This is a genomic window from Agromyces tardus, from assembly GCF_003710805.1.
GTDB lineage: Bacteria > Actinomycetota > Actinomycetes > Actinomycetales > Microbacteriaceae > Agromyces > Agromyces tardus.
In genome coordinates this window covers 1-23,251 of record NZ_RHHB01000056.1, presented here as the reverse complement: position 1 = coordinate 23,251, position 23,251 = coordinate 1, and the positions used below count along the sequence as shown (strand labels likewise).

The 23,251-nt window shown below is 72.6% G+C and carries 24 protein-coding genes and 1 pseudogene; 10 read left to right on the top strand and 15 right to left on the bottom strand.

The window, feature by feature from the left end:
• From EDM22_RS17125 to EDM22_RS17110, 4 genes and pseudogenes are all read left to right on the top strand, one after another.
• Positions 1–634, top strand: a pseudogene (locus tag EDM22_RS17125) (DUF3040 domain-containing protein); the annotation flags it as partial.
• Between the two features lie 54 nt (positions 635–688).
• Positions 689–1,231: a GNAT family N-acetyltransferase gene (locus EDM22_RS17120; protein WP_245989506.1), complete on the top strand. Its 543-nt coding sequence runs from the start codon at positions 689–691 to the stop codon at positions 1,229–1,231.
• Positions 1,232–1,411: 180 nt separating this feature from the next.
• Entirely contained in the window at positions 1,412–3,415 is a 2,004-nt protein-coding gene (locus EDM22_RS17115; protein WP_122938297.1) for an anthranilate synthase family protein, read from the top strand.
• Between the two features lie 107 nt (positions 3,416–3,522).
• Complete coding sequence (locus tag EDM22_RS17110) at positions 3,523–4,794, top strand: hypothetical protein (RefSeq protein ID WP_122938296.1); 1,272 nt, start codon at positions 3,523–3,525, stop codon at positions 4,792–4,794.
• A 62-nt stretch (positions 4,795–4,856) separates the two neighbouring features.
• Here the strand turns inward: EDM22_RS17110 and EDM22_RS17105 are convergent, their stop codons facing one another.
• The 7 genes from EDM22_RS17105 to EDM22_RS17075 all read right to left on the bottom strand — a co-directional run bounded on the left by EDM22_RS17105 (position 4,857) and on the right by EDM22_RS17075 (position 9,355).
• Positions 4,857–5,066, bottom strand: a complete 210-nt coding sequence (locus tag EDM22_RS17105) for a dodecin (RefSeq protein WP_122938295.1) — start codon at positions 5,064–5,066, stop codon at positions 4,857–4,859.
• An 85-nt stretch (positions 5,067–5,151) separates the two neighbouring features.
• Positions 5,152–6,009, bottom strand: a complete 858-nt coding sequence (locus tag EDM22_RS17100; protein WP_122938294.1) for a DNA-formamidopyrimidine glycosylase family protein — start codon at positions 6,007–6,009, stop codon at positions 5,152–5,154.
• An 80-nt stretch (positions 6,010–6,089) separates the two neighbouring features.
• Entirely contained in the window at positions 6,090–6,314 is a 225-nt protein-coding gene (locus EDM22_RS17095) for a hypothetical protein (RefSeq protein ID WP_138708123.1), read from the bottom strand.
• 81 nt (positions 6,315–6,395) lie between these two features.
• Positions 6,396–7,751, bottom strand: coding sequence for a hypothetical protein (locus tag EDM22_RS17090; protein WP_122938292.1), 1,356 nt, complete (start codon positions 7,749–7,751; stop codon positions 6,396–6,398).
• A 97-nt stretch (positions 7,752–7,848) separates the two neighbouring features.
• Positions 7,849–8,421, bottom strand: coding sequence for an RNA polymerase sigma factor (locus EDM22_RS17085; RefSeq protein ID WP_245989504.1), 573 nt, complete (start codon positions 8,419–8,421; stop codon positions 7,849–7,851).
• A 170-nt stretch (positions 8,422–8,591) separates the two neighbouring features.
• Positions 8,592–9,056: a phage tail protein gene (locus tag EDM22_RS17080; protein ID WP_122938291.1), complete on the bottom strand. Its 465-nt coding sequence runs from the start codon at positions 9,054–9,056 to the stop codon at positions 8,592–8,594.
• A gap of 8 nt (positions 9,057–9,064) precedes the next feature.
• Complete coding sequence (locus tag EDM22_RS17075) at positions 9,065–9,355, bottom strand: antibiotic biosynthesis monooxygenase (RefSeq protein WP_122938290.1); 291 nt, start codon at positions 9,353–9,355, stop codon at positions 9,065–9,067.
• Positions 9,356–9,569: 214 nt separating this feature from the next.
• Between EDM22_RS17075 and EDM22_RS17070 the strand changes: the two genes are divergently transcribed.
• Complete coding sequence (locus tag EDM22_RS17070) at positions 9,570–9,914, top strand: LysR family transcriptional regulator (RefSeq protein WP_122938289.1); 345 nt, start codon at positions 9,570–9,572, stop codon at positions 9,912–9,914.
• Positions 9,915–9,964: 50 nt separating this feature from the next.
• On the opposite strand, the gene ychF is transcribed toward EDM22_RS17070, so the two are convergent.
• The gene (gene ychF / locus EDM22_RS17065) at positions 9,965–11,038 is read right to left on the bottom strand and encodes a redox-regulated ATPase YchF (protein ID WP_122938288.1); all 1,074 of its coding nucleotides are present in this window, start codon (positions 11,036–11,038) and stop codon (positions 9,965–9,967) included.
• A 6-nt stretch (positions 11,039–11,044) separates the two neighbouring features.
• On the bottom strand, positions 11,045–11,956 hold the full coding sequence (locus tag EDM22_RS17060) for a DMT family transporter (RefSeq protein WP_170964187.1): 912 nt from the start codon (positions 11,954–11,956) through the stop codon (positions 11,045–11,047).
• Positions 11,957–12,092: 136 nt separating this feature from the next.
• Between EDM22_RS17060 and EDM22_RS17055 the strand changes: the two genes are divergently transcribed.
• Positions 12,093–14,093, top strand: coding sequence for a DUF7363 domain-containing protein (locus tag EDM22_RS17055; RefSeq protein WP_170964186.1), 2,001 nt, complete (start codon positions 12,093–12,095; stop codon positions 14,091–14,093).
• Positions 14,094–14,150: 57 nt separating this feature from the next.
• Here EDM22_RS17055 and EDM22_RS17050 read toward each other — a convergent pair whose 3' ends face one another.
• Positions 14,151–14,969 carry a class I SAM-dependent methyltransferase gene (locus EDM22_RS17050; RefSeq protein ID WP_122938285.1) on the bottom strand — a complete coding sequence of 273 codons (819 nt, stop codon included), beginning with the start codon at positions 14,967–14,969 and terminating at the stop codon, positions 14,151–14,153.
• A 201-nt stretch (positions 14,970–15,170) separates the two neighbouring features.
• Between EDM22_RS17050 and EDM22_RS17045 the strand changes: the two genes are divergently transcribed.
• Both EDM22_RS17045 and EDM22_RS17040 read left to right on the top strand, forming a co-directional pair.
• Complete coding sequence (locus EDM22_RS17045; protein WP_122938284.1) at positions 15,171–15,788, top strand: exonuclease domain-containing protein; 618 nt, start codon at positions 15,171–15,173, stop codon at positions 15,786–15,788.
• Between the two features lie 98 nt (positions 15,789–15,886).
• Positions 15,887–17,251, top strand: a complete 1,365-nt coding sequence (locus tag EDM22_RS17040; protein ID WP_122938283.1) for a DNA recombination protein RmuC — start codon at positions 15,887–15,889, stop codon at positions 17,249–17,251.
• 6 nt (positions 17,252–17,257) lie between these two features.
• Here the strand turns inward: EDM22_RS17040 and EDM22_RS17035 are convergent, their stop codons facing one another.
• The 4 genes from EDM22_RS17035 to EDM22_RS17020 form a co-directional block, all read right to left on the bottom strand.
• The gene (locus EDM22_RS17035; RefSeq protein WP_122938282.1) at positions 17,258–17,656 is read right to left on the bottom strand and encodes a VOC family protein; all 399 of its coding nucleotides are present in this window, start codon (positions 17,654–17,656) and stop codon (positions 17,258–17,260) included.
• Between the two features lie 62 nt (positions 17,657–17,718).
• Complete coding sequence (locus tag EDM22_RS17030) at positions 17,719–19,101, bottom strand: MFS transporter (RefSeq protein WP_245989502.1); 1,383 nt, start codon at positions 19,099–19,101, stop codon at positions 17,719–17,721.
• Between the two features lie 119 nt (positions 19,102–19,220).
• A complete protein-coding gene (gene glpX / locus EDM22_RS17025) occupies positions 19,221–20,222 on the bottom strand; it encodes a class II fructose-bisphosphatase (protein WP_122938280.1) in 1,002 nt (333 codons plus the stop codon).
• 159 nt (positions 20,223–20,381) lie between these two features.
• On the bottom strand, positions 20,382–21,284 hold the full coding sequence (locus EDM22_RS17020) for a fructose-bisphosphatase class II (RefSeq protein ID WP_170964185.1): 903 nt from the start codon (positions 21,282–21,284) through the stop codon (positions 20,382–20,384).
• A 121-nt stretch (positions 21,285–21,405) separates the two neighbouring features.
• On the opposite strand from EDM22_RS17020, the gene fbaA reads away from it, so the two are divergent.
• The gene (gene fbaA / locus EDM22_RS17015) at positions 21,406–22,437 is read left to right on the top strand and encodes a class II fructose-bisphosphate aldolase (protein ID WP_122938278.1); all 1,032 of its coding nucleotides are present in this window, start codon (positions 21,406–21,408) and stop codon (positions 22,435–22,437) included.
• A gap of 8 nt (positions 22,438–22,445) precedes the next feature.
• A complete protein-coding gene (locus EDM22_RS17010) occupies positions 22,446–23,117 on the top strand; it encodes a DUF6264 family protein (RefSeq protein ID WP_122938277.1) in 672 nt (223 codons plus the stop codon).
• Here the strand turns inward: EDM22_RS17010 and EDM22_RS19880 are convergent.
• Positions 23,063–23,251, bottom strand: a 189-nt coding sequence (locus EDM22_RS19880) for a hypothetical protein (protein WP_212591982.1), incomplete at its 5' end; no start/stop codon positions are given. The two genes, EDM22_RS17010 and EDM22_RS19880, sit on opposite strands and share 55 nt — an antisense overlap.

The following is a 23,251-nucleotide window of genomic DNA, read 5'->3' as shown; positions in this document are numbered from 1 at the left end:
GGCGACCCCGGCGGCCCCGGCCACGACCGCGCAGCCGGGGCCGTGGGCGCCGGCCGGCCCTGCGCCCACGCCGGCCCCCGTCCAAGCCGGACCATGGGCGGCGCCAGCGGTACCGTCGGGCCAGGAGCACTCCCCCGCGCCTCGGCGGCGCACGGGCCTCGTGATCGGCATCGTCGCCGCGTCGCTCGGCGCCGTCGCGCTGGTCGTCGCACTCGCGTTCGGGGCGCTGGGCGTCATCGGCATGCTCGCCGATGGCGGCGGTGCTGCGGCGCCCACGAGCACCGCGACCGCGCCCTCCGGCGACACCACGGGCGCCGTCACTCGCTACGAGTCGGGCGAGACGCTCTACACCTTCCCCGCCGCGCTCGAGCAGTACTCCGACGGCCGCTACGGCGACCTCTGCCCGACGACGTACACCGAGGGATGCTGGGAGTGGGCGCTCTTCACCGTCGACGACTGCAGCACCCTGCAGGTGGACTTCGCCTACTCGAACGACCCCGACCCCTCGACCGCCGCACAGGCCAGGGAGTCGACGACGTACACGAACGTCGTCGCCGACACCGCGCAGCCCGTCGTGTTCGGCAACGACGACTACGACATCGCCTGGATCAACGACGTCACCTGCCTCGACTGAGGCCGCGCGAGCGCACCCCCGCCCGGCCCGCGGCATCCGGTTAGGCTCGATCGGGTGACCCGCACCACCGTTCTCGCCGACGGCATCGTGCTGCGCCTCGTCGCGACCGCGGACGCCGAGCCGCTCGCCGCCGCGTACCGCCGCAACCGCGAGCACCTCGCGCCGTGGGAGCCGACTCGCGACGAGCGCTTCTTCACGACCGCCCGCCATCGCGAGGAGATCGACGCGCTGCTCGACACCTACGACGCCGGCCGCGGGCTCCCCCTCGTGCTCGCCGACGGCGACGAGATCGTCGGCCGGGTGAACGTCAACAACATCGTGCGCGGCGTCTTCCAGAGCGCGAACCTCGGCTACTGGGTGGATGCCGCGTACGGCGGCCGGGGTCTCGCGACCTCGGCCGTGGTCGCCGTGGTCGAGCTCGCGCGCGAGGACCTGGCGCTGCACCGCCTCGAGGCGGGCACGCTCGTGCACAACGTGCGATCGCAGCGGGTGCTCGAGCGCGCCGGCTTCGAGGTCATCGGCGTCGCGCCGCGCTACCTGAAGATCGCAGGCGAGTGGCAGGACCATCGGTTGTTCCAGCGGATCCTGCACGACTGACGTCCCGTTCGCGTCGGGCCCTCGAGTGCCCTAGAGTGCTGCTCATGACCACGTCGACCCGCAGCTGGTGGCCCGCCTCCTAGGCGGACTCCGCGCGTTTCGACGTACGACGACCGCCCGAGGGCGGTCGTTTCGTGTCTCCACGGGATGCCCCGGCCGAGGGCCCGACCGGAGACCGACATGACCCGCCTGCTTTCCTCGCTGCTCGCCCTCGCCGCCGAAGCGCCGCCCTTCGCGGTCATCCACCGCGAGCACGAACCCGCGCTCGACGTGCTCGTCGGCGACGTCGTCGATGTCGCACTGCTCGCCGACATCCCGCTCGACGGCGCGGAGGTGGTCGCCCTCGTGCCGTTCCGGCAGGTGCGCGAACGCGGGTTCGCGGCGCACGACGACGACGCGCCTATCCGCTGCCTCGTCGTGCGCGACCGCGAGACGGTGCCGCTCGAGGAGGCGATCGGGCTGCTGCCGCGGCATCCGGTGGTCGTCGACGACCTCGACGTCGACGTGAGCGACGACGACTACGCAGCCACCGTGCGACGGGTCATCGACGACGAGATCGGCCGCGGCGAGGGCGCCAACTTCGTCATCCGCCGCGAATTCACCGGGTCGACGGATGCCGCCCCCGCGACCGCGGTGCTCGGCTGGCTGCGCGCGCTGCTCGAGCACGAGTCGGGCGCGTACTGGACGTTCGCCCTGCACACCCCTGGACTCTCGGCGGCCGGGGCGACGCCCGAGCGGCACGTGTCGTCGATCGACGGCGTCGTCTCGATGAACCCGATCAGCGGCACGTTCCGGCACGGCGAGGGCGACGCGGTCGCAGCCGGGTCAGCGTCCGCGGCATCCGCCGCCGCCCACGGCGACCGGCTGCTCGCGTTCCTGCACGACGTCAAGGAGCGCGAGGAGCTCGTGATGGTCGTCGACGAGGAGCTCAAGATGATGAGCGCGGTGTGCCCCGAGGGCGGCCGCATCCGGGGGCCGTTCCTGAAGCGGATGTCGCGGCTCACGCACACCGAGTACCTGCTCGAGGGGCGTTCGGCCCTCGACCCGCGCGAGGTGCTGCGCCGCACGATGTTCGCGCCGACGGTCACCGGATCGCCCATGGGCAACGCCTGCTCGGTGATCGCCCGGCACGAGACCACCCCGCGCGGATACTACGCCGGCGTGCTCGCCCGGTTCACGCCGCGCGCCCACGGGGTCGACCTCGACGCGCCGATCCTCATCCGCACGGCCTACCTCGACGACGGCGGACGCGTACGGGTGCCGGTCGGCGCGACGCTCGTGCGGCACTCCGATCCGGCCGGCGAGGTCGCCGAGACGCGGGCGAAGGCCGCGGGCGTGCTGACCGCGCTCGGCGCGCTCCCGCGCGTGCCGGCGGCGCGCACGGATCACGGGGGCGACGACGCCGGCGCCACGACGGATGCCGCTGCCGCCGCTGCCGCCGCCGCCGCCGCCGACCGCATCGACACCCTCCTCGCCGCCCGCAACGACCACCTCGCCGCGTTCTGGCGCATCCCGCAGGCCGCGCACCCGGCCCGCGGCCTCGACGCGCTCGTGATCGACGCGGGAGACGACTTCACGACGATGCTCGCCCACCAGTTGCGGCACCTCGGTTTCGGAGCGCGGGTCGTGCCGTGGCACGCGGCGCCGGTCGCGGCATCCGAGGACCTCGTCGTGTTCGGCCCCGGGCCGGGCGACCCGCGGAACACCGCCGACCCGCGCGTCGCCCGGATGCGCGAGCTCATCGCGGCGCGACTCGCGTCGGGCCGCCCGCTGCTCGCGGTGTGCCTCAGCCACCAGGTGCTCGCCGACCTCGCAGGGCTGCCGATCGAACGGCTGCAGGCGCCGCGGCAGGGCGTGCAGCTCGAGGTCGACGTGTTCGGCGATCGCGCGGCGATCGGCTTCTACAACACGTTCGCGGCGGCTGCGGCGAACGGCTCGACCACGCCGTCGCTCGGCCTCGAGGTGGCGTCGGATGCCGCGACCGGCATCGTGCACGCGCTGCGCGGGCCCCGCGTGGCATCCGTGCAGGGGCACCTCGAGTCGGTCACCTCGCCCGACGGGCTCGCCCTGCTCGAGCGCCTCGTCGACGGGGTGCTCCGCGACACGTGGTCGCCTCGGCTCCCGGCGAGCGGTCTCGTCGGAGCGCCCGTGGGTGCAATCGGGGCGCCGACTCGATCGCGTTGACGCCCCTGGTGGCCCGTGGTATCTTCCGGACACCGCACCGCCGGTGACGCGTGGCCGGCGCTCCACTGGGAGGGGTGCTGCCCGAGATGGCTCCGCTGCGGGAACGCATGACTTCGTCGAATGCCCCGCTGGTCGCGCATCTCGTCGTGCTCGCGACGGGGTTCGTGGTGTTCTCGCTCATCGCCGCCCGCGGCTGGTTCTTCTACGACGACTGGTACTTCCTCACATCCCAGTCCGACGTGATCTGGAGTCCGCACGTCGGTCATTGGAACACCGTTCCCGCGCTCCTGTTCCTCGGGATCCAGCGGGTGTTCGGCATGGACCACTACCTGCCGTTCGCGATGCCGGCGATCCTGGCCCATCTCGCGGCGGTCCACTTGATCTGGCGCATCACGCTCCGCGCGACGGTGCGACCGTGGCTCGCCACGGCCTTCTCCGTCCTGCTCACGTTCCTCGGCGCCGGCGCCGAAGCCCTCGCCTGGGCAGTGCAGATCGGGTTCGTCGGTGCGATCACGGGGATGCTGGGTGTCGTCGTGCTCCTCGAATCCCGACGGATCACACTGCTCCGTGGCGTTCTGACGTCGGCGCTCGTGCTCCTGTCATTGGCGAGCTCCGGGGTGGCGGTGCCGTTCATCCCGGTGGCGATCGCGATCGCGTGGCTGAGACATGGAGTACTGCGCACGATCGCCGTGTTCACCGCCCCGATCATCGCGTTCGTCGTGTGGTACCTCCTGCGGGGCCAGGCCGCGCCCATGCCCGACCGCGCGAGCGGGTTCGCAGAGACCTTTGCGGTACCGGAGTACGCCGTCGCGATGCTGAGCGACGGACTGGGGAAGGTGTTCCCGCTGGCCGTCATCGGCGGGATCGTGTTCATCGCACTCGGCGTCTGGTGGATCTTCACGATCCGCTCCGTCGAGCCCGCGGCGATTCCGGCGTACCTCCTGTTCCTCGTCGCCCCCGTGTTCGCACTCCTGACGGGGTACACCCGGATCGGAGCCGGACTCGACACCGCCACGTCGTCGCGTTACGTCTACGTCGTCGTGATCTCGGTGGCGCCGTTCATGGCGCTGTGCTTCGATCGTGCATCGCGCCGGTCACCGGTCGCTCCCGCGGCGGCCCTGGTGCTCATCGTGGCGGCATGGAACATCGGCGGCATGGCGGTCGCAATGACCGAGCGGATCCAGCGCGTCGACGGCACCCGGGCGGAGCTCGCCGCGACCGCAGCGACGCTGCGAGCCGACCCGGACTGTCTCGCGGGCGACGAACGCCCGTCTCCGCAATGGGCGCCCGACGTGACGGTCGGCGATGTCCGACGCTGGATCGACCACGGCTGGTATCACCCCGCACCGGTTGCCGGGCGCGAATGCGGCAGCCCGTGAGCCGGCCTCTTCGAGGCCATTCGGGGGCGAGCTACGAGCAACTGGCCCACCCCACCCCAGCCTCAGTCCTCGAGCCGGAACCCGACCTTGAGGGTCACCTGGAAGTGCGCGATGTCGCCGTCCTCGACCTCGCCGCGCACCGACACCATCTCGAACCAGTCGACGTTGCGCAGGGTCGTGGTCGCTCGCGCGATGGCGTTGCGGATCGCGGTGTCGATGCTGTCGGGAGAGGTCCCGACGATCTCGGTGACGCGGTAGACGTGATTGCTCATGGCCAGCTCCCCACCCCCGCGCCGTCGCGGGATGCCTCGACCCTAGTGCGCCGCGCCCGTCGCCGACAGGGTCGAGGTGCCGAACTCACTCGGCCGTCGAACCCTCCCGCAGCGGCAGCAGCTCGCCGTGCGTCTGGTCCGTGGGGCAGTACTGGGCGATCGTCGACGCGAACGAGAAGTCGCGGATCGTGTCGCCGCACACGGGGCAGGGCTCCCCGGCCCGCCCGTGCACGCGCATGGCGGCGACCTTCGCAGCCTTGAGCTGGTCGATCGGGATGCCGCGTCGTGCCGCGATCGCGTCGGCGATCACGCCCGTCGTGGCCTCGAAGAGCCGGTCGCGTTCCGCCTCCGTGAGTGCCGCCGCATGCACGACCGGGGAGAACTTCGCCGTGTGCAGGATCTCGTCGGAGTAGGCGTTGCCGATGCCGGCGAGCGACTCCTGCTCCTGCAGTACCGCCTTCACCTGCTTGCGCCGACCGACGACCGCGCGGTCGAAGTCCGCCCGCGAGAAGTCGGGATCGGCAGGATCGGGTCCGAGCTTCGCGACCGCCGGCACCTCGGCCGGATCGTCGACGACCGACAGGCCGATCGACACCCAGCCGCCGGCATCCGTGAACTCGAGCACGCCGCCGTCGTCGAACGTCAGCGCGACGAGCGCCGGCGGCGCGTCCTCGGGCAGCGCCGCACCGTCGACCTCGCGGACCCGCGCCCAGCCGTGCCGCCCGAGCGAGACCACGAGGTGCTGCGAGGCGCCGACCGCGAGGTCCAGGTGCTTCCCGTGACGTGTGGCGCCCGTCACGCGCTCGCCCACGAGGGCGGTCGGCGGCCGCGTGCGCGTCTTCGTCGTGCGGAACTCGATGACGTCGACGTCGCGGATCTCGCGCCCGGTGAACCGCTCGTCGAGCGCTTCGGCGAGTGCCTGCACCTCCGGTGACTCGGGCATTCCGACCCCCTCACGATCCCCCACGACGTGGCCGGGGTCCCGGGTCGATGAAAACGCAGATGCTCCCGTTCGTCAACCGATCAGCCCGACGTCTCCCGTTCGACGAGCGCCTTGAAGTTGTCGAGTTCCTTCCGCGCCTCCGCGTGCTCGACGAGCCGCGCCCCGACCTCGAACTCCAGGCCGAAATCGGCATCGGTCCTCGTCACCAGCTCCCTCGGCACGTCGGCGCTCAGCACCGTCGTGCGCGCGGCGAGCCCCGGCGTGACGCGCACCACCCCCACGGTCGATGCCGATGCACACATCATCGCGCCGACCTCGTGCACGCCGCGAGTCCGAGTCCCGGCGGCGCTCGCGCCGGTTCCCCAGCCGTGGCAGCGCCGGGACCGCTACTCCGTCGAGAAGTCGAGCTTCGCGTCGGCGACGGCGATGACCGACCAGGTGCCGCCGTCGGCATCCGTGAACTCGTAGGCGGGCACGACGAGCACGCTGCCGTCGGGCTGCCACTGGCTCGCGAGGCCCAGGCGGGCGTCGACGATCTCGACGTGGTTCACGGGCCACGCGAGCGACGTGCCCGCCGCCGGGGCCGCGGGCGGCTCGGTCGGCGGCACCCACTCCGAGGTCGCGGCGACCGGCTGATCGCGGAGCGCGATCGGCAGGTTCGTCATCGCGGCGCCGAAGCGCGGGTCGGAGAGCCGCTCGAACGCCTGCTGTTCGCTGACGACCGGGTAGTCGCCGAGCGGCACCAGGTCGGCGAGCGCGCCGTACGCGCTGACCATCCCGTCGTTCGAGAGCTCGACGGTCCAGCCCTGGTCGATGCGCTGCCCGTCGACGACCGGCCACGCCTGGGCCGACCTCGTGACGGCGCCCTCGTAGGTCTCCGAGGCGAACTCGAACGCCGCGGGATCGCGCCCCGCCGCCGCGAGCAGCGACCGCAGCGCGTCGATCGCCGCCTCCTCGCCGGGCAGGTCGCCGGTGGGCGGGGCGCACGTCTCCGCGCCGTCGGCGCACTTCCACGGGTTGATGAGCGGGTTGGAGTAGGAGAAGCTCAGCGTGCCGTCGAGCGGCACCCAGAGCGACGGGCCCGTTCCGTCCTGCGGGCCCACCGTCCACGCGCCGTCCTTCAGCTCCGGGGTTCCCGTGACGCCGAGCGCCGCGGCGAGCGCCGCGACGGTCTCGGTGTCGGATGCCGCGCGGGCATCGAACGCGTAGCCGACCGCGGTGCCCTCCGACGTGGAGAGCCCCGACGAGCTGAACTCGTTGCGGCCGGAGCCGTACGGGTAGATCATGCTCGAGGCGCCGCCGGACATCTTCGCCTGGTCCGGCGCGCCTGCGGCGTTCGGTGCGACGCCCTGCTCGGTCGCGCCGGAGTCGTTCGCCCCGGAGTCGGTCGCGCCCTGCAACGAGATCGGCGGGGCTGCGCCGTCGGCGAGGTTCGTCGCTCCGCCGGTCGTCGCGCCGACGCCGTAGCCGACCGCGCCGACGACCACGAGCGATGCGGCGACCGCCGCGATCGGAAGCCAGCGCGAGCGGCGCCGGGCGCGCTCCACGGCGAGGTCCGCGACGGGCTTGGCCTCGGGTCCGGCCTGGACCGTCGCCTCGCCGGCTGCCCGGGCGACGACCTCGTCGGCGAAGCCGGCAGTCGGCTCGACGTCGGCGGCGGGATCCGCGGCGCGCAGCCGCTGCACGGGATCGAGCTCAGGCTCGTGGTCGTGCTCGTGCTCGTGCTCGTGCTCGTCGTTCATGCTGGTCACCCTCCGCGGCATCCGGTCCCCAGTGACGGGCATCCGGTCTCACTGACGGATATGTCGCAGGAGACCCGGACCTTGCACCGAGGACGGGTCAGAACGACATCCGCTCGCCCCACGCCTCGCGGAGCCGCTTGCGAGCTCGCGAGAGCGCGGCATCCGCCCCGGAGCGCGAGATGCCGAGCACCCCGGCGAGCTCCTCGCCGTCGAGGCCCTCCCACGCGTGCAGGAGGATGATGTGCCGATCGCGTTCGCCGATGCTCTGCAGCGCCCCGCGCAACTCGGCGTCGAACAGCGCGCTCAACTCGGGATCCTCGCCGACCCGCACCGCGCCCGTCTCGGGCACCTCGTCGACGGGCAGGTCGACGACCTTGCGGCGGTGGTTGGCGAGCGTGAACCCCGCCGTGCGGTAGAGCCACGGGAGCACGGCCTCGCGCGGCACGTCGTCGCGACGGCGCCACGCGGTCGCGAAGACGTCGGCGGCGAGGTCCTCGGCGTCCTGACGCGGCCCGCGCCGGGCGAAGTAGCGCACGAGCGCCGTCGAGTGCTCCCGCACGACCTCGGTGAACCACGCGAGGTCGTCCATCGTCGCGGGCGTGTCGGCGCCGTCGTGCATCGCCACCCTCTCGGTCGTCTCGGCGTCTGCGGCGGTGCTGGCGATCCTCACACACTGCCTGTGTCGCGTCTGCCGCGAGTCTTGCACGCGATGCGCACATTCCGGATGCCTCGCCCGAGAGTGTCCGCCCCGATCGCTCCCACCTCACCGAGATGACACTCGTTGCCGCTCAGCGAAGCGCATTGCGACAACGAGCGTCATCTCGATGCAGCGACCTCGGCTCAGTACTCGCCCTTGATGACGAAGAACGAGCCGCGGATGGTTCCCGCGAGCTTCGAGCGCTGACGCGCGAACTTGAAGCGCGGTGCGAGCTCGTCGGGCACTTCCATGCCGTCGGACAGCTTGAACCCGACCGCCCGCTTGCCGCCCTCCGCGAGGGTGTACATCACGTTGATCGAGAGCCCGGATTCGTAGAACACGTAGGCCATGCGGATGCCGTCGACCTCGAACTCGGACACCTCGAGCGGGCGCGATTCGATCACGAGGTCGCGTTCGTCCCTGAGGATGCGGGTCACCCACTCGAGCGTCTCGGGGGCCTCGTCGGCCCGAGTGACCGTGAAGACGTGGTCGTACTTGTTCCGGAAGTAGCGCGCCTCGTTCGCCCGCAGCCCGGCCAGCGCCTCCGCGACCGGAGACGACTCGAGGCCGACGGTGGAGACGTGCTCGTAGTCCACGACGTACGACATGCGCCCTCCTAGGACTCGCTGATGCGGGTGACCCGGAACGGAGCCGCCACCAGCTCGACGACGGGCGCATACACGCCGGTCGTCATCGCCTCCTGCACCGCGGCCGCCTGTGTGTCTGCGGAGTCCCACTCTGCGATCTCGACCAGACCATCAGGACTGTCGACCACCTCGTACTGCGTGCTGCCGAGGAATCCGGGTATCCGGGGCCCGTGGGTCGCTGAGATGTCAGCGAGCGTCTGCTTGAGCTCGGCTCGCGCACCCGGCTTGGCTTGGAACTCGATGACGACCTTGATGGGCATGAGACGCTCCAATCGACCCTCCGACGGCGTCCCGGTCCCGGTGACGAGTCGGAGCGGCCAGTCGATGCTACTGCGGGGCGGTGCGACCGGTCCATGGACTTCGCCGCCGTGCCGCCGGAGACCTCTGCGGTCCGGTACCGCTCGTACTCCGGGAGCACCGACTCACGTACCCTGAAGATCGGCCGCGATTCGCGCGGGCCGGCGAAAGGCTCCTGTGAACATCACTCTGCTCCGACGATTCGTCGCAGCCGCCGAGGAGCTGCACTTCCCGCGAGCGGCAGACGCCCTCGGCATCCCGCTCGCTTCGCTGTATTCGTCGATCGAGAAGCTCGAGACCGAGATCGGCCAGCCGCTCTTCACCCGGCAGGGCGAGACCCGGCTCACCAAGGTCGGAGAGCTCCTCCTCGACGAGGCCAGGAGGGAGATCGCCGCGGCGCCCGCCCCTGAGGAGAAACCCGTGGCGAAGGCCGGCGGCAAGGCGAAGGCCTCGAAGGGCAAGGGCCGTGCCCCCATCGTGAAGGGGCAGCCGAAGCCGTACAAGAAACGCCAAGGGCGCTGAGAGACGGGTCGCTCTCGCCCACCCGCCGGCCTGCGCTGGAGCGCGCCGCGTCACACGTTGAAGCGGAACTCCACCACGTCGCCGTCGTGCATGACGTAGTCCTTGCCCTCCATGCGGGCCTTGCCCTTCGCGCGGGCCTCGGCGACGGAGCCGGTCGCCACGAGGTCGTCGAACGAGATGACCTCCGCCTTGATGAAGCCGCGCTCGAAGTCGGTGTGGATGACGCCCGCGGCCTGCGGGGCCTTCCAGCCCTTGTGGATCGTCCACGCGCGCGACTCCTTGGGGCCCGCGGTGAGGTAGGTCTGCAGGCCCAGGGTGTCGAAGCCGATGCGTGCGAGCTGGTTGAGCCCCGACTCCGCCTGGCCCGTCGACGCGAGCAGTTCGGCGGCATCCTCGGGGTCGAGGTCGATGAGCTCCGACTCGATCTTCGCGTCGAGGAACACGGCCTCGGCGGGCGCGACGAGCGCTGCGAGCTCCGCCTTCTTCGCGTCATCCGTGAGCACCGCCTCGTCGACGTTGAAGACGTAGATGAACGGCTTCGCGGTGAGCAGGCCGAGCTCCCTGATGGGCTCGAGGTCGACGGATGCCGCGGACAGGGGCGTGCCCTTCTGCAGCACCTCCTGCGCCTCCTTCGCCGCGGCGAGCACCGACGGGTCGATCTTCTTGCCCTTGAGCTCCTTCTCGTAGCGCGGGATCGCGCGCTCGAGGGTCTCGAGGTCGGCGAGGATGAGCTCGGTGTTGATGGTCTCCATGTCGGCCTTGGGGTCGACCGCGCCCTCGACGTGCACGACGTCGGAGTCCTCGAAGCCGCGCACGACCTGCGCGATCGCGTCGGCCTCGCGGATGTTCGCGAGGAACTTGTTGCCGAGGCCCTCGCCCTCGCTCGCGCCGCGCACGATGCCGGCGATGTCGACGAACGACACGGCGGCGGGCAGGATGCGCTCGGAGCCGAAGATCTTCGCGAGCACCTCGAGCCGGGGGTCGGGCAGGTTCACCACGCCGACGTTCGGTTCGATCGTCGCGAAGGGGTAGTTCGCCGCGAGCACCTGGTTCTTGGTGAGCGCGTTGAACAGGGTGGACTTGCCGACGTTGGGCAGGCCGACGATGCCGATAGTGAGAGCCACGGGGGTCTATCGTACCGTCAGCCGGTTCGCGGCATCCGACTGCCCTGCCTTCGCCCGACGCTGGTGCAGGGTCAGGTACACGCCCGCGACCACGAGGATGCCGCCGGCAACCGTCGCCGGCTCGAGCACCGCGCCGAACGCGAGCGCGATGGCGACGGTGAACACGGGGAGCAGGTTCAGGAAGACCCCGGCGCGCGCAGGGCCCACCCGCGACGCCCCGATGTTCCAGAACACGTAGCCGAGCATCGACGGGAACACGACGATGTAGGCAAGGCCGAGCCCACCCGCCGGCGAGGTGGGCAGCGAGACGCCCGTGACCGCGATGAGCGGCAGCATCGTGACGACCGCGAAGGCGGCCTGCACCGCGGTGGCGGTGATCGGCGGCGTGCGCAGCCGGCGCGACACGAGCGAGTACGCGGTCCAGGCGAGCACCGAGCCGACGACGAGCACGTCGCCGAACCCGAATCCCTGCGTCGCGACCTGCGCGAGGTCGCCGCCGGTGAGCACGATCGTGACGCCGACGAACGCGACGACGAGTCCGAGCGCCTGCATCCGCGTCAGCCGCTCGTGCAGGAAGATCGCCGCGGCGAGCGCGATCGTGGCCGGGTTGACGGCACTGATCACGGCGGCGTTCACGGCGCCCGTGAGTCCGAGCGCCGCGTAGAGCAGGAGCGTGTAGCCGGTGAGCCCGAGCACCGACTGCAGCAGGTGCATGCGCCATTCGGCGAGCGCGGCGCGCCAGTCGGGCCGTTCGACGAGCCAGGCGATGGCGATGAGCGGCACGAACGCGAACAGCCAGCGGAAGAACGTGAGCGAGACGGGCGAGATCTCGTGCGTGACCATCTCGCCGAACACGTAGTTGCCCGCCCAGAAGAGGTTCGCGAGCGCCAGCAGGAGGTAGAGGCGGCCGCGGTTCACCAGACCAGCGTAGGCGAGCGAACGACGCGATCGCGCCGCGCCTCGGGGCGGGCACTGATGCCGCCGATGCGCCGGCGGGCTACCGTTCGGGCAGGTGTGCGCACCCCGAAGCGCACGCCGGGGGAACGGAGCGGGAATGCAGACAGACCGGGTCGTCGTCGAAATCAGCGGCTCGGGGGTGGCGGTCACTCCCGATGTCGCGCGCCCGCCGCTCACGATGCCGGCTGCGCCCGACGCGACGACGCTCGCCGACCTCGTGCTCGCCGACGCCGGCGGCCGTGGGGCGTTCGAGCGGATGCCCCGGCTCACGCTCCGCGTCTCCGGGACCCCCTCGGGCCGGCTCGTGGGCTTCCTCGCGATGCCCGACGGGACCGCATCGGTGCGCCGCCTCGACGAGGTGCACGGCAGCGCCGAGCTCGCGTCGGCCATCGCGGAGGTCGGCACGCGGGTGCTGCTCCTGGAGTTCCCCACCGCGGCCGACGCCGACGGCTTCGTGGGCCGCGTGGCTGCGAGCGCCGCACCGGGGGCCCGCCGAGCCGCACGCGGCGAGCCCGCGCCCGAGGCCCCGCTCCCCCGGCCCGTCGCGGCGCAGCTCCACGCCGAGATGAAGCCCGTCGCGGTCCTCGGCAGCCCGATGATCGTCCGGGCGCGCATCGCGCGCCAGCCGATGGCGGCATCCGACGCCGGCGTGGCCGGCCACGGCGACATCCGGATCGACCCGGATCGCGACGTCGAGGTGACGCTCGTGCCCCGCGGCTTCCGCTTCGCGGCCGGCACCCGGCACACGCGCCGGCTGCGGCTGCCGCCCGCGGGCGCCGAGACCGAGGTGCGCTTCCGCATCGTCGGCGTCGAGCCCGGCCACGGGGAGGTCTCGATCGTGGTGCGCCAGTCGACCGAGCTGCCGCTCGCGACCCTGCGCCTCACCGCCCGCATCGTGCACGCCGACGGCAGCGGCCAGGTGGGCGTCGCGCGGCAGACCGCGGACCTCGTGCCGCCCGATCCCCGCGTGGCGTCGCGGCCGACCATCCGCGTCGACGAGGAGCTCGTCGGCGGGCGCTCCACGCTGCGGCTGGCGGTCGCCGTCGGCGGCGCCACGCACCGCTTCAGCACGCGGCTGCACGACAAGCCCGCGTTCGTCGCGGCCGTCTTCGCGGGCATCGCGGGCCTGCGCGACGAGCTCGGCGGAACGCCCACGGCCGAGCGCACCGCCCTCGCACGCCGTCGGATGCAGCAGCTCGGCGCCGGGCTCTTCGAGTCGCTCTTCGACCGGCGTGCCCGAGAGCTGCTGTGGCAGCACCGCGACGAGCTCGACGGACTCGTCGTCCAGACGACGGGCGAGGTGGACATCCCGTGGGAGATCGTGCACGTCACCGAACCGGGGACGTCCGCGACGGCGCCCGGGGTCGGCGCCGGGGCCGCCGTCAGCGAGCCCCGGTTCCTCGCGGGCTACGGGCTCACCCGATGGGTGTACGACACCGCGCACCCCACCGAGCTCCGCATCCGGCACGGGCGCGCCCACTTCCTCTACCCGGCCTACACGGCACCGGGACTCGTCCTCGGACGCACGGGCGCCGAGGGCGAGGGCATCCGCTCGCATTTCGCGGCCCGCGCGGTCGAGCCCGCCGACGCGGGCGCACTGGGCGGCCTGCTGTCGCACGGCTTCGACCTGCTGCACCTCGCCGGGCACCTCCGCTGGTCGCCGACGACCCCGCGCCGCCAGGAGCTGCTGCTCGGCGGCTTCGACCCCGACGCTCCCGTCGCGGGTGCGTCGTACTCCGACGGCGACGCCCGGCGCGACCTTCCCGACCACCCCATCCCGGATGCCGCGGGCGGCCCGGTCGTGATCCTCGACGCGAGCGACCTCGGCCGGCTGCCGCCGCCGGACGCCGTCGGCCTCGGCGGGTTCCCCGAGGCGTTCCTGCGCGGTGGCGCGGGCGCCTTCATCGGCTGCGCCTGGAGCGTCGGCCATGAGCCCGGCGGCCGCTTCGTCGACGCCTTCTCCGACGCCCTGCTCGCGGGCGGAACGATCGCGTCGGCGACGCGCGAGGCACGGGCCGCGGCGCGCGCGGCGGGCGACCTGTCCGACCTCGCGTACACGGTCTTCGCGCACCCCGAGGCGAGGGTCCGGGTGGACTGACGGTCGGTGCGCGGCTCGGGGTGGCCGCTCGCGGCTCGAGGCGCCGGGCCCCGGGTCTCAGCGCAGCCGCGTGCGGAAGCAGCGGGTGCGGTACGGCACCGCGAGCTCCTCGGCGCCCGCGAGTTGCGGATGCGTCGCGAACAGCGTCTCGAGGGCGGCGATCGTCGCCGCCTGATCGCTCGCCGAGGCCGTGATGAAGTGGCTGCGCGAACGCACGAGGTCGAGGAACCTCGCGTGCGACATCCGCTGGACCCAGTCCACCGTCTGCTCCTCGATGGGAGCGAAGGGGTCGCCGACGCGCACGTACTGCTCGAAGGTCGCGCTCGCGTCGTGCCGCTCGTGCATGATCTCGCCCGCCTGGCGGAGCCAGTCCACCGAGGTGTCGCGGCTGTTCCACGCGAGGCCGAGCACGCCGCCCGGACGCAGCACGCGCGCGATCTCCGCCACGGCACGCCCCCGCTGGAACCAGTGCCACGCCTGCCCCACGACGACCGCGTCGACCGACGCGTCCTCGATCGGGATGTCCTCGGCCGTGCCGAGGATGCGCGGCACGCCGGGAACCGACACCTCGAGCTCCTCGAGCATCTCCTCGACGGGGTCGACGGCGATCACCTCGCGGTCGAGCGCCACGAGCGCCTCGGTGAGCTTGCCGGTGCCGGCGCCGAGGTCGAGCACGAGCTCGGCGTCGCCGATGAGCCAGGCGACGGCCTCCACGGGGTAGCCGGGGCGGGCTGCGCCGTAGACGGATGCCGCGGCGCCGAACGATCGCGCGCTGCGCACGGTCGCGGGGTCGCCCGGGTCGACCACGAGGCCCGGGCCGCCGGCTGGCCGCTCGGACTCGTCGGCGGGCGTCGTGCCGGCGTGCGCGTCGTCCATCGGATCGTCCTCTCGAGCGGCCTCAGGCCATTCCACGCCCGCCCGCGGCATCCGTCAACCGTGCGGCGCCGGCCCCGCGGCATCCGCCGACCGTGCACCGGTCGCCCCGCGGCATCCGCCGACTCTGCGGCGCCCGCCCCGATCGCCGACGCGCCCGCCGACCCGCCCGGCCGTGTCGCACCCGCGTGCGACGATGCTCGCGTGACAGTGGACTTCACCGCGATCGACTTCGAGACCGCCAACTCCTCCAGCGCCTCGGCCTGCTCGATCGGACTGGTGAAGGTGCGCGACGGCAGGGTCGTCGACCGCGTGCACCAGCTGCTGCGCCCGCCGTTCCCGCACGACGAGTTCGCGTACTGGAACGTGCGCATCCACGGCATCACGGCCGAGATGGTGGCGGATGCACCCGGCTGGGCCGACCACCTGCCCGCGTTCCTCGAGTTCGCGGGCGGCGACGTGCTCGTGGCGCACAACGCCGGCTTCGACACGGGCGTCATCGTGGGAGCCTCGCGCGCGTTCGGGCTCGAGGTGCCGGACTTCCGCTCCCTCTGCAGCCTGCAGGTCGCCCGCAAGACCTATCACCTCGACTCGTACCGCCTCCCGTCGGCGGCGATGGCCGCGGGCTTCGAGGACTTCGCCCACCACGACGCGCTCGCCGACGCCGAGGCGTGCGCCGCGATCATCGTGCACGCCGCGAAGCGGCACGAGGCCGACGACCTCGACGCGCTCGCGCACATCACGCGCGTGAAGATGGGGGCGATCGGGCCCGTCGCCACGCGCGAGCGCGCCGCGGTGCACGGCCCCATGGCGCTGCAGTAGCGTCGCGCCCGGGTCGGTCGCCGGGGTTCGCGCGCCGCATTCGCGCCCTGCCGGGCCGCCCGGCGGGCGATGTCGGCGGGCGCTGCCACACTGGCGGCATGGAGATCCTGATGCTGCTCATCGGCCTCGTCGTCGGCGCCCTGCTCGGCGGGCTCGCCGCACTGCTGCTCGCGCAGCGTCGCGGCGCCGCGGTCGATCCCGACGCGCCCGTCGCCGAAGACCCGGCGCTCGTCGAGGCGCGGCACCAGGCGGCACTCGCCGAGGTGCGCGCGAACGAGGAGGCCGCGAAGTCGCTCCTCCGCGAGGAGCTCGCGGCCACGCAGGCCACCGCCGAGGCGCTGCGCGAGCGCATCGTGCAGGCGCAGCAGCAGTACCGCGAGCTCGTCGACCGCCAGCAGGCCGAGGCCGAGGCGCGCGCCGCCCGCGACGCCGCCGAGAGCAAGGTGCTGCAGGCGCTCGCTCCGGTTCGCCAGTCGCTCAGCGAGATGCAGGGCAAGGTCACCGAGCTCGAGTCCCAGCGCAGCCGCCAGCACGGCGAGCTGGCGCAGCAGCTCCGCTCGGCCGCCGAGTCCGAGGAGCGGCTGCGGTCCACCGCCGAAGCCCTCGCATCGGCGTTGCGATCGAACAGCACCCGCGGCGTGTGGGGCGAGACGCAGCTGCGCAGCGTCGTCGAGGCCGCGGGCCTCATCGAGCGCGTCGACTTCGACGTGCAGTCGAGCATCTCGAGCGACTCCGGAGCGGGGCGTCCCGACATGGTCGTGCGCCTCCCCGGCGGCAAGTCCATCGCGGTCGACGCGAAGGTGCCGTTCAACGCCTACCTCGAGGCGAGCCAGATCCCGGCCACGGCCACCGGCGCCGACGCGGCCAAGCGCGCCGACTTCATGAAGCAGCACGTGCAGGCCGTGCGCGCCCACATCACCGCGCTCGGCTCGAAGGGCTACTGGAACGGGCTCGACGCGTCGCCCGAGCTCGTCATCGCGTTCATCCCGAGCGAGTCGCTCGTGTCGTCGGCGCTCGAGGCCGACCCCGGCATCATGGAATTCGCGTTCGGCAAGCGCGTCGCACTCGCATCGCCCGTGACGCTCTGGTCGGTGCTCAAGACCGTCGCGTTCTCGTGGCAGCAGGACGTGCTCACCAACGAGGCCAAGACCCTGTTCGACCTCAGCCGGGAGCTCTACACGCGGCTGGCGACCACCGCCGGGCACATCGAGAAGCTGGGCCGCACCATCGAGCGCAGCGTCAAGGACTACAACGCGTTCGTCGGCTCGCTCGAGCGCCAGGTGCTGCCGACCGCGCGCAAGCTCGGCGCCCTCGACGAGTCGAAGGTGCTCGCGCCGCTGCACGGCATCGAGGAGGCGCCGCGCGAGCTCACGGCGTTCGAGCTCGTGTCGGGCGTCGAGGCCGACATCGACCCCGAGATCCGTTCCTCGATCGCCCTCGCGGCCGCCGCCGACGACGAATGACCGTCATCACTCCACGATCACGCTGAGCACGTTGCCGGCCGGGTCGCGGAACCACGCGATGTCGGGCCCCTGGCCGCTCACCGACCCGCGGTTGATGCCGCGCTCGTCGGTGCCGTACGACTCCTCGCCGGTGTAGATCTTGGTCACGACACCGGCGGCATTGAGCTCGTCGACCGCCCGGTCGATGTCGTCGACGACGAGGTTGAGCACGGTGAACGCCGCGGGCACGTGCGCCTCGCCCTTCGGGTAGACCAGCACGCCCTGGCCCGACGGCAGGCGCAGTGTCAGTCCGCCCGCACCGGGGGCCTCCTGCACCGCCAGGCCGAGAGCCGTGCCGTAGAACTCCCGTGCCGCGTCGACGTCGTCGACGCTGAACCCGCTGAACGCATCCCGGATCTGCACCATCGTCAGTCCCCCTCCGCGCACTCCCCCGAGTGCACCCTGCCCAGCTTCGCAGCCGGCAGCTCTCAGGTCGAGGGGGCTGCGTCCGATCCGGGATCGACCACGCGCTCGTGGGGTTCGTCGACCGGCGGCTCGAACCCGGCCGCGGCCTCCGCACCCGTGACCGTCGCGGCATCCGTCATGCCGTCGAGCGGGTGGGCGAGCTCGTCGGTGCCGAGCCGGGCGATCGCGAGCGTCGCGATGGCGAGGAGCGGCGGAAGCAGGCCCGCGGCGAGGAACGCCGGACCGAGGCCGATCGACTCGCCCACGGGGCCCGCGACGGCCATCGACACCGGCATGAGCGCGAGGGAGACGAAGAAGTCGAGGCTCGAGACCCGGCCGAGCATCGCCGGCGGAACGCGCCGCTGCAGCAGGGTGCCCCACAGCACCTGCGCGCCCGAGAACACGACGCCGACCAGGAACAGCGCGACGACCATCACCCAGAGCTCCGAGGTCGCGCCGAGGATCGCCAGCGGGATGCAGCCGAAGCCCCACGCGAGCACCATGATCGTGAGGTATCGCCGCGGCATCCGCAGCGAGGCGACCGTGAGCGACCCGATCGCGCCGCCCACGCCGAACGAGGCCAAGGCGATCGCGAACGCGCCCGCGCCACCACCCGTCTGCTCCTTCACCGCGAACGGCAGCAGCACCTCGATCGGCCCCATGATGACGAGCACGAGCACGATCGCGAACAGCAGCGTGGCCAGCAGCCACTTGGTGCGCAGCAGGTACGCGAACCCGTCACGCAGGTCGACGAAGGTCTGCCGCACCGGATGCAGCACCTGCTCGTCGAGGTCGCGGCGCACGGGCGTCGACCGCATCACGCCCAGCACCGTCGCGGCCACGACCTGCAGCGCAGCGACGACGGCGAACGCGAGGCCGGGCGACCCCACCCCGATGAGCAGGCTCGCGAGGGCGGGCCCCGCGGCGTTCATCACCGTCGGCCGCAGCACGCCCTCGATGCCGTTCGCCGCGAGCAGCTGCTCGCCGGGCAGGATGGCGGGCAGCCACGCCGAGTACGCGGGGTAGAAGAAACCGTCGGCGACGCCGAGCGCGAAGGAGATGACCGCGAGGTGCCACACCTCGATGACGCCCGTGAGCGCGAGGATCGCGGCGACGGTGAACCCCGCGCCACGCACGACCTCGACCGTGAGCAGGATCCTCCGCTGGGGGATGCGGTCGGCGGCGACGCCGCCGAAGAGCACCGCGAGCACGAGCCCGAGGCTCGACCCCACCGCCACCATCGACAGGTCGACGGGACCGCCGCCGAGCTCGACGACCTGCCACACGGCAGCGACGAGCCACGCGCCGGCGCTGAGCAGCGACGCCGTCAGCGCGACCGCGAGGAGGCGGAACTGGCCCGAGCCGAGCGGGCGCAGCGCGCGGGGCAGGCGGGTGTCGGAAGCCACCCGGCCATCATGCCCCGACCCGCCGACGCCCGCGAGGGCGTGTCGGCCCGGAGCCCGCGAGCCCGTCACCTCAGGAGGCCCGAGCGAGCCCACCAGTTCAGGCCCGCGAGGCCGTCAGCTCAGAGGTCGCCCTCGTCGAGCCACTTCTCGGCGAGGTGGTCGGCGACCACACGACGGATGGTGCCCGAGCGGCCGCGCAGCACGATGCTCTCGGTGCGGATGATGGGGCCCTTCTTGCGCACGCCGTCGACGAGTTCGCCGTCGGTGACGCCCGTGGCGACGAAGAAGGTGTTGTCGCTGCGCACGAGGTCGTCGAGCTCGTAGACGCGGTCGCAGTCGAGGCCCGCGGCTTCGCCGCGAGCGCGCTCCTCGTCGTCCTTCGGCGCGAGCACGCCCTGCATGAAGCCGCCGAGCGCCTTGATCGCGCAGGCGGTGGTGATGCCCTCGGGGCTGCCGCCGATGCCGACGCACATGTCGATGCGCGACTCGTAGCGGGCCGCGTTGATGCCACCGGCGACGTCGCCGTCGCTGATGAGGCGGGTGCCCGCACCGGCCGCGCGGATGTCGGCGATGAGCTGCTCGTGCCGCGGACGGTTCAGCACCGCGACGCGCAGCTCGCCGACGTGCTTGCCCTTGGCCGCGGCGAGTGCGCGCAGGTTCTCGCCGATGGGCTTGCGGATGTCGACGACGCCCTTGCCCGAGGCATCCGTCACGATCTTGTCCATGTAGAAGACGGAGGATGCGTCGAGCATCGTGCCGCGATCGGCGACCGCGATGACCGAGAGCGCGTTCTGGCGCCCCGCCGCGGTGAGCGAGGTGCCGTCGATCGGGTCGACCGCGATGTCGCACGCGGGACCGCGACCGTTGCCGACCTTCTCGCCGTTGAAGAGCATGGGAGCCGCGTCCTTCTCGCCCTCGCCGATGACCACGACGCCCTCGAAGTTCACGGTGCCGAGGAACGCGCGCATCGCGTCGACGGCCGCGCCGTCGGCGGCGAGCTTGTCGCCGCGGCCGATCCAGGGGTACGAGCGGATCGCGGCCGCCTCGGTGGCCCGCACGAGCTCGAGCGCGATGTTGCGGTCGGGGTGCAGGTAGAGGGTTGCGGTGTCGGTGCTCACCATCGAGGGGTCCTCCCGGAATCTGTGCGGTGCGACGGCGGAACGATCGCGTGGACGGGCCGTCGGTCCGAGCCTAGCGAGACGAGCTCTCGGAACCGCGGGGTTCCGGTCGATCGGCCGTGAAAGTTCGTGCATTCTTAACGATCGCGTACGGGCGCGACCTCAACGACGGGACCCCGGCGCGACGCTCCACGATTCGCCCGGCTGCAGCGTGCGACCCGGAGCGACCGTGCACGCCGTGACGGCGGTCAGGAACAGCCAGGCCTCGTCGCCGCAGAGTTCGTCGAGCCCGTGCACGCGATCGGCGGAGCGACCGGATGCCGCGAGGCGCCCGGCCTCGTCGGCCCCCTGCGGCGCGAGCCGCGCCTGCATCCAGCCGCCGAGTGCACGCACCCCCGCCGCCGTGAGCACCCCTTCGGGCGCGCCGCCGATGCCGACGACCAGGTCGACATCGGCGCCCGCCTGCGCGGCACGGAGGCAGCGCTCGACGTCGCCGTGCTCGAACAGCTCCACGGATGCCCCGGCCGCACGCGCCGCGCACACGTAGCCGTCGTTGCGCGGCCGCTCCTGCACCGCCACGCGCACCGCAGCGGCGTCGATGCCGCGGGCCTCGGCGATCCGCGCCACGGCATCCGCGAGGGGCGCGTCGATCCGCAGGCCGGGGACCCGGCTGACGAGCTTCTCCATGTAGTGCGCGGGCCCGATGTCGAGCAGGGCGCCCCGGGGCGCGACGGCCATGACCGCCATCGCGCCTGCCAGTCCGGCCGCCGCGAGGCGCGTGCCGTCGACCGGGTCCACCGCGAGGTCGACCGACGGCCCCGCCCCGGTGCCGAACCGCTCGCCGAGGTGCAGCATGGGCGCGGCATCCTTCTCGCCCTCGCCCACCAGCACGCGCCCGTCGACGTCGACGCCGGAGAGCGCGGCGCGCATCGCAGCGACGGCCGCGGCATCCACCGCCATGCCGTCGCCCGACCCGACCCACCGCCGTGCCGCTGCTGCGGCCGCCGCCGTCGCGGCGAGGAACCGGGCGTCGAGGGCGGACTCGGCGAGCAGGAGCGGCGGCATGCGGCCATCCTCTCGCGTATCGTGCGACCCCTCACGCATGCCCCGTCGCATCCGCCACCTGAGCACTGCTCGACACCTCGCTAGACTCGACCCGACCCCACACACTTCCGAAGGAGCAGGTATGCCCATCGCAACGCCCGAGCAGTACGCAGAGATGCTCGACACCGCAAAGGCCCAGGGTTTCGCCTTCCCGGCGTTCAACGTGTCGAGCTCGCAGACGCTCAACGCGGTGCTGCAGGGACTCACCGAGGCCGGTTCCGACGGCATCATCCAGGTCACCACGGGTGGCGCCGACTACTTCGCCGGCCACACCGTCAAGGCCCGCGCCACCGGCGCGCTCGCCTTCGCGAAGTTCGCGCACGAGGTCGCCAAGAGCTACCCGATCACCGTCGCGCTGCACACCGACCACTGCCCCAAGAACGCACTCGACGACTTCGTGTTCCCGCTGATCGCGGCCTCCGAAGACGAGGTCAAGGCGGGCCGCAACCCGATCTTCCAGTCGCACATGTGGGACGGCTCGGCCGTGCCCCTCGACGAGAACCTCGAGATCGCCAAGCAGATCCTGCCCCGCATGAAGGCGATCAACGCCATCCTCGAGGTCGAGATCGGCGTCGTCGGCGGCGAAGAAGACGGGGTGAAGCACGAGGGCTCCAACGAGGCGCTCTACACGACCCTCGCCGACGCGATCTCGACGGTCGAGGCGCTCGGCTTCGGCGAGCAGGGCCGCTACATGGCCGCCCTCACCTTCGGCAACGTCCACGGCGTGTACGCGCCCGGCAACGTCAAGCTCCGTCCGTCGCTGCTCAAGGAGATCCAGGACGGCCTCGCCGCCAAGTACGGCACCGCCGCGAAGCCGCTCGACCTCGTCTTCCACGGCGGCTCGGGCTCGACCGACGCCGAGATCGCCGAGGCCGTCGCGAACGGCGTCGTGAAGATGAACATCGACACCGACACCCAGTACGCGTTCACGCGGTCGATCGCCGGCTACATGTTCGCGAACTACGACGGCGTGCTCAAGGTCGACGGCGGCGTCGGCAACAAGAAGCAGTACGACCCGCGTGCGTGGGGCAAGGTCGCCGAGTCGGCCATGGCCGTGCGCGTCGGCGAGTCCACCCGCCAGCTCGGCTCCGCCGGCAAGTCGATCACGGCGTAGGCGAGCGGATGTCGGATCACGAGGCCGCTCGTCGGCAGGGCGACTCGGGGGCGGATGCCTCCGGCTCGGCGCCCGAGCGCGAGGAGCGGCCTCGTCCGCAGTACGGCGAGTACGCGCCCGAGGGCTGGACGTGGAAGCCCGCCGAGGGCGAGCACACCTCCGACCCGGCGCCGCAGATGCACACCCCGCGCTCCTCGGCGGCGACGCGGCGAGCGGATGCCGCCGCACACGCCCCGGAGCCGGCACCCGCACCGCCCACGCCCGACCGGCCCCTCGCCGCGGCGCGGCCCGCGCATCCGCTCGACCGCATGATCACCATCGCCCTGCTCGTGCTCGGCGCGCTCGGCGCATGGAACACGGCGGTCTCGCTGCAGCAGATGCCGCAGCAGATCCAGCAGGCGTACACGATGATCGGCGTGGGCGACTTCACGCCGCCCGCATGGCTCCCGACGGTGGCGACGATCGGCGTGATCGTGCAGCTCGCGCTGTACGCGGCCGTCCTTGGCCTCTCGCTGCTGCAGCTCCGCGCCGGACGGCTCGCGTTCTGGATCCCGCTCGTCGGGGGCACGGTGTCGGTCATCCTCACGTTCGTGCTGCTCGCCGTCGTGATGTTCTCCGACCCGGCCTACCAGGCGTTCCTCCAGTCGGCGACGAGCGCGACGCCGACACCGACGCCCTGACCGGGCCGGTCGCCCGCGAGCCCCGCGCGGGCGCCGCTCACGTCGTCGCCGGCCGTGCCGGCGCAGCTCACGTCGTCGCGGCCCGCGGCGTCGCGGGCGCACCTGCGTGCGCCCCCGCCGTCGCGCCGGCCGTC

What these genes read in the sequence shown, in the direction of transcription:
- EDM22_RS17010 (WP_122938277.1), top strand. Translation starts at nt 22,446, where the DNA reads ATGTCGGATCACGAGGCCGCTCGTCGGCAGGGCGACTCGGGGGCGGAT.
- EDM22_RS17100 (WP_122938294.1), bottom strand. Translation starts at nt 6,009, where the DNA reads ATGCCCGAGTCACCGGAGGTGCAGGCACTCGCCGAAGCGCTCGACGAG.
- EDM22_RS17075 (WP_122938290.1), bottom strand. Translation starts at nt 9,355, where the DNA reads ATGCCCATCAAGGTCGTCATCGAGTTCCAAGCCAAGCCGGGTGCGCGA.
- EDM22_RS17090 (WP_122938292.1), bottom strand. Translation starts at nt 7,751, where the DNA reads ATGAACGACGAGCACGAGCACGAGCACGAGCACGACCACGAGCCTGAG.
- fbaA (WP_122938278.1), top strand. Translation starts at nt 21,406, where the DNA reads ATGCCCATCGCAACGCCCGAGCAGTACGCAGAGATGCTCGACACCGCA.
- EDM22_RS17105 (WP_122938295.1), bottom strand. Translation starts at nt 5,066, where the DNA reads ATGAGCAATCACGTCTACCGCGTCACCGAGATCGTCGGGACCTCTCCC.
- EDM22_RS17050 (WP_122938285.1), bottom strand. Translation starts at nt 14,969, where the DNA reads ATGGACGACGCGCACGCCGGCACGACGCCCGCCGACGAGTCCGAGCGG.
- EDM22_RS17095 (WP_138708123.1), bottom strand. Translation starts at nt 6,314, where the DNA reads ATGATGTGTGCATCGGCATCGACCGTGGGGGTGGTGCGCGTCACGCCG.
- EDM22_RS17040 (WP_122938283.1), top strand. Translation starts at nt 15,887, where the DNA reads ATGGAGATCCTGATGCTGCTCATCGGCCTCGTCGTCGGCGCCCTGCTC.
- EDM22_RS17115 (WP_122938297.1), top strand. Translation starts at nt 1,412, where the DNA reads ATGACCCGCCTGCTTTCCTCGCTGCTCGCCCTCGCCGCCGAAGCGCCG.
- glpX (WP_122938280.1), bottom strand. Translation starts at nt 20,222, where the DNA reads ATGGTGAGCACCGACACCGCAACCCTCTACCTGCACCCCGACCGCAAC.
- EDM22_RS17035 (WP_122938282.1), bottom strand. Translation starts at nt 17,656, where the DNA reads ATGGTGCAGATCCGGGATGCGTTCAGCGGGTTCAGCGTCGACGACGTC.
- EDM22_RS17080 (WP_122938291.1), bottom strand. Translation starts at nt 9,056, where the DNA reads ATGTCGTACGTCGTGGACTACGAGCACGTCTCCACCGTCGGCCTCGAG.
- EDM22_RS17020 (WP_170964185.1), bottom strand. Translation starts at nt 21,284, where the DNA reads ATGCCGCCGCTCCTGCTCGCCGAGTCCGCCCTCGACGCCCGGTTCCTC.
- EDM22_RS17110 (WP_122938296.1), top strand. Translation starts at nt 3,523, where the DNA reads ATGACTTCGTCGAATGCCCCGCTGGTCGCGCATCTCGTCGTGCTCGCG.
- EDM22_RS17055 (WP_170964186.1), top strand. Translation starts at nt 12,093, where the DNA reads ATGCAGACAGACCGGGTCGTCGTCGAAATCAGCGGCTCGGGGGTGGCG.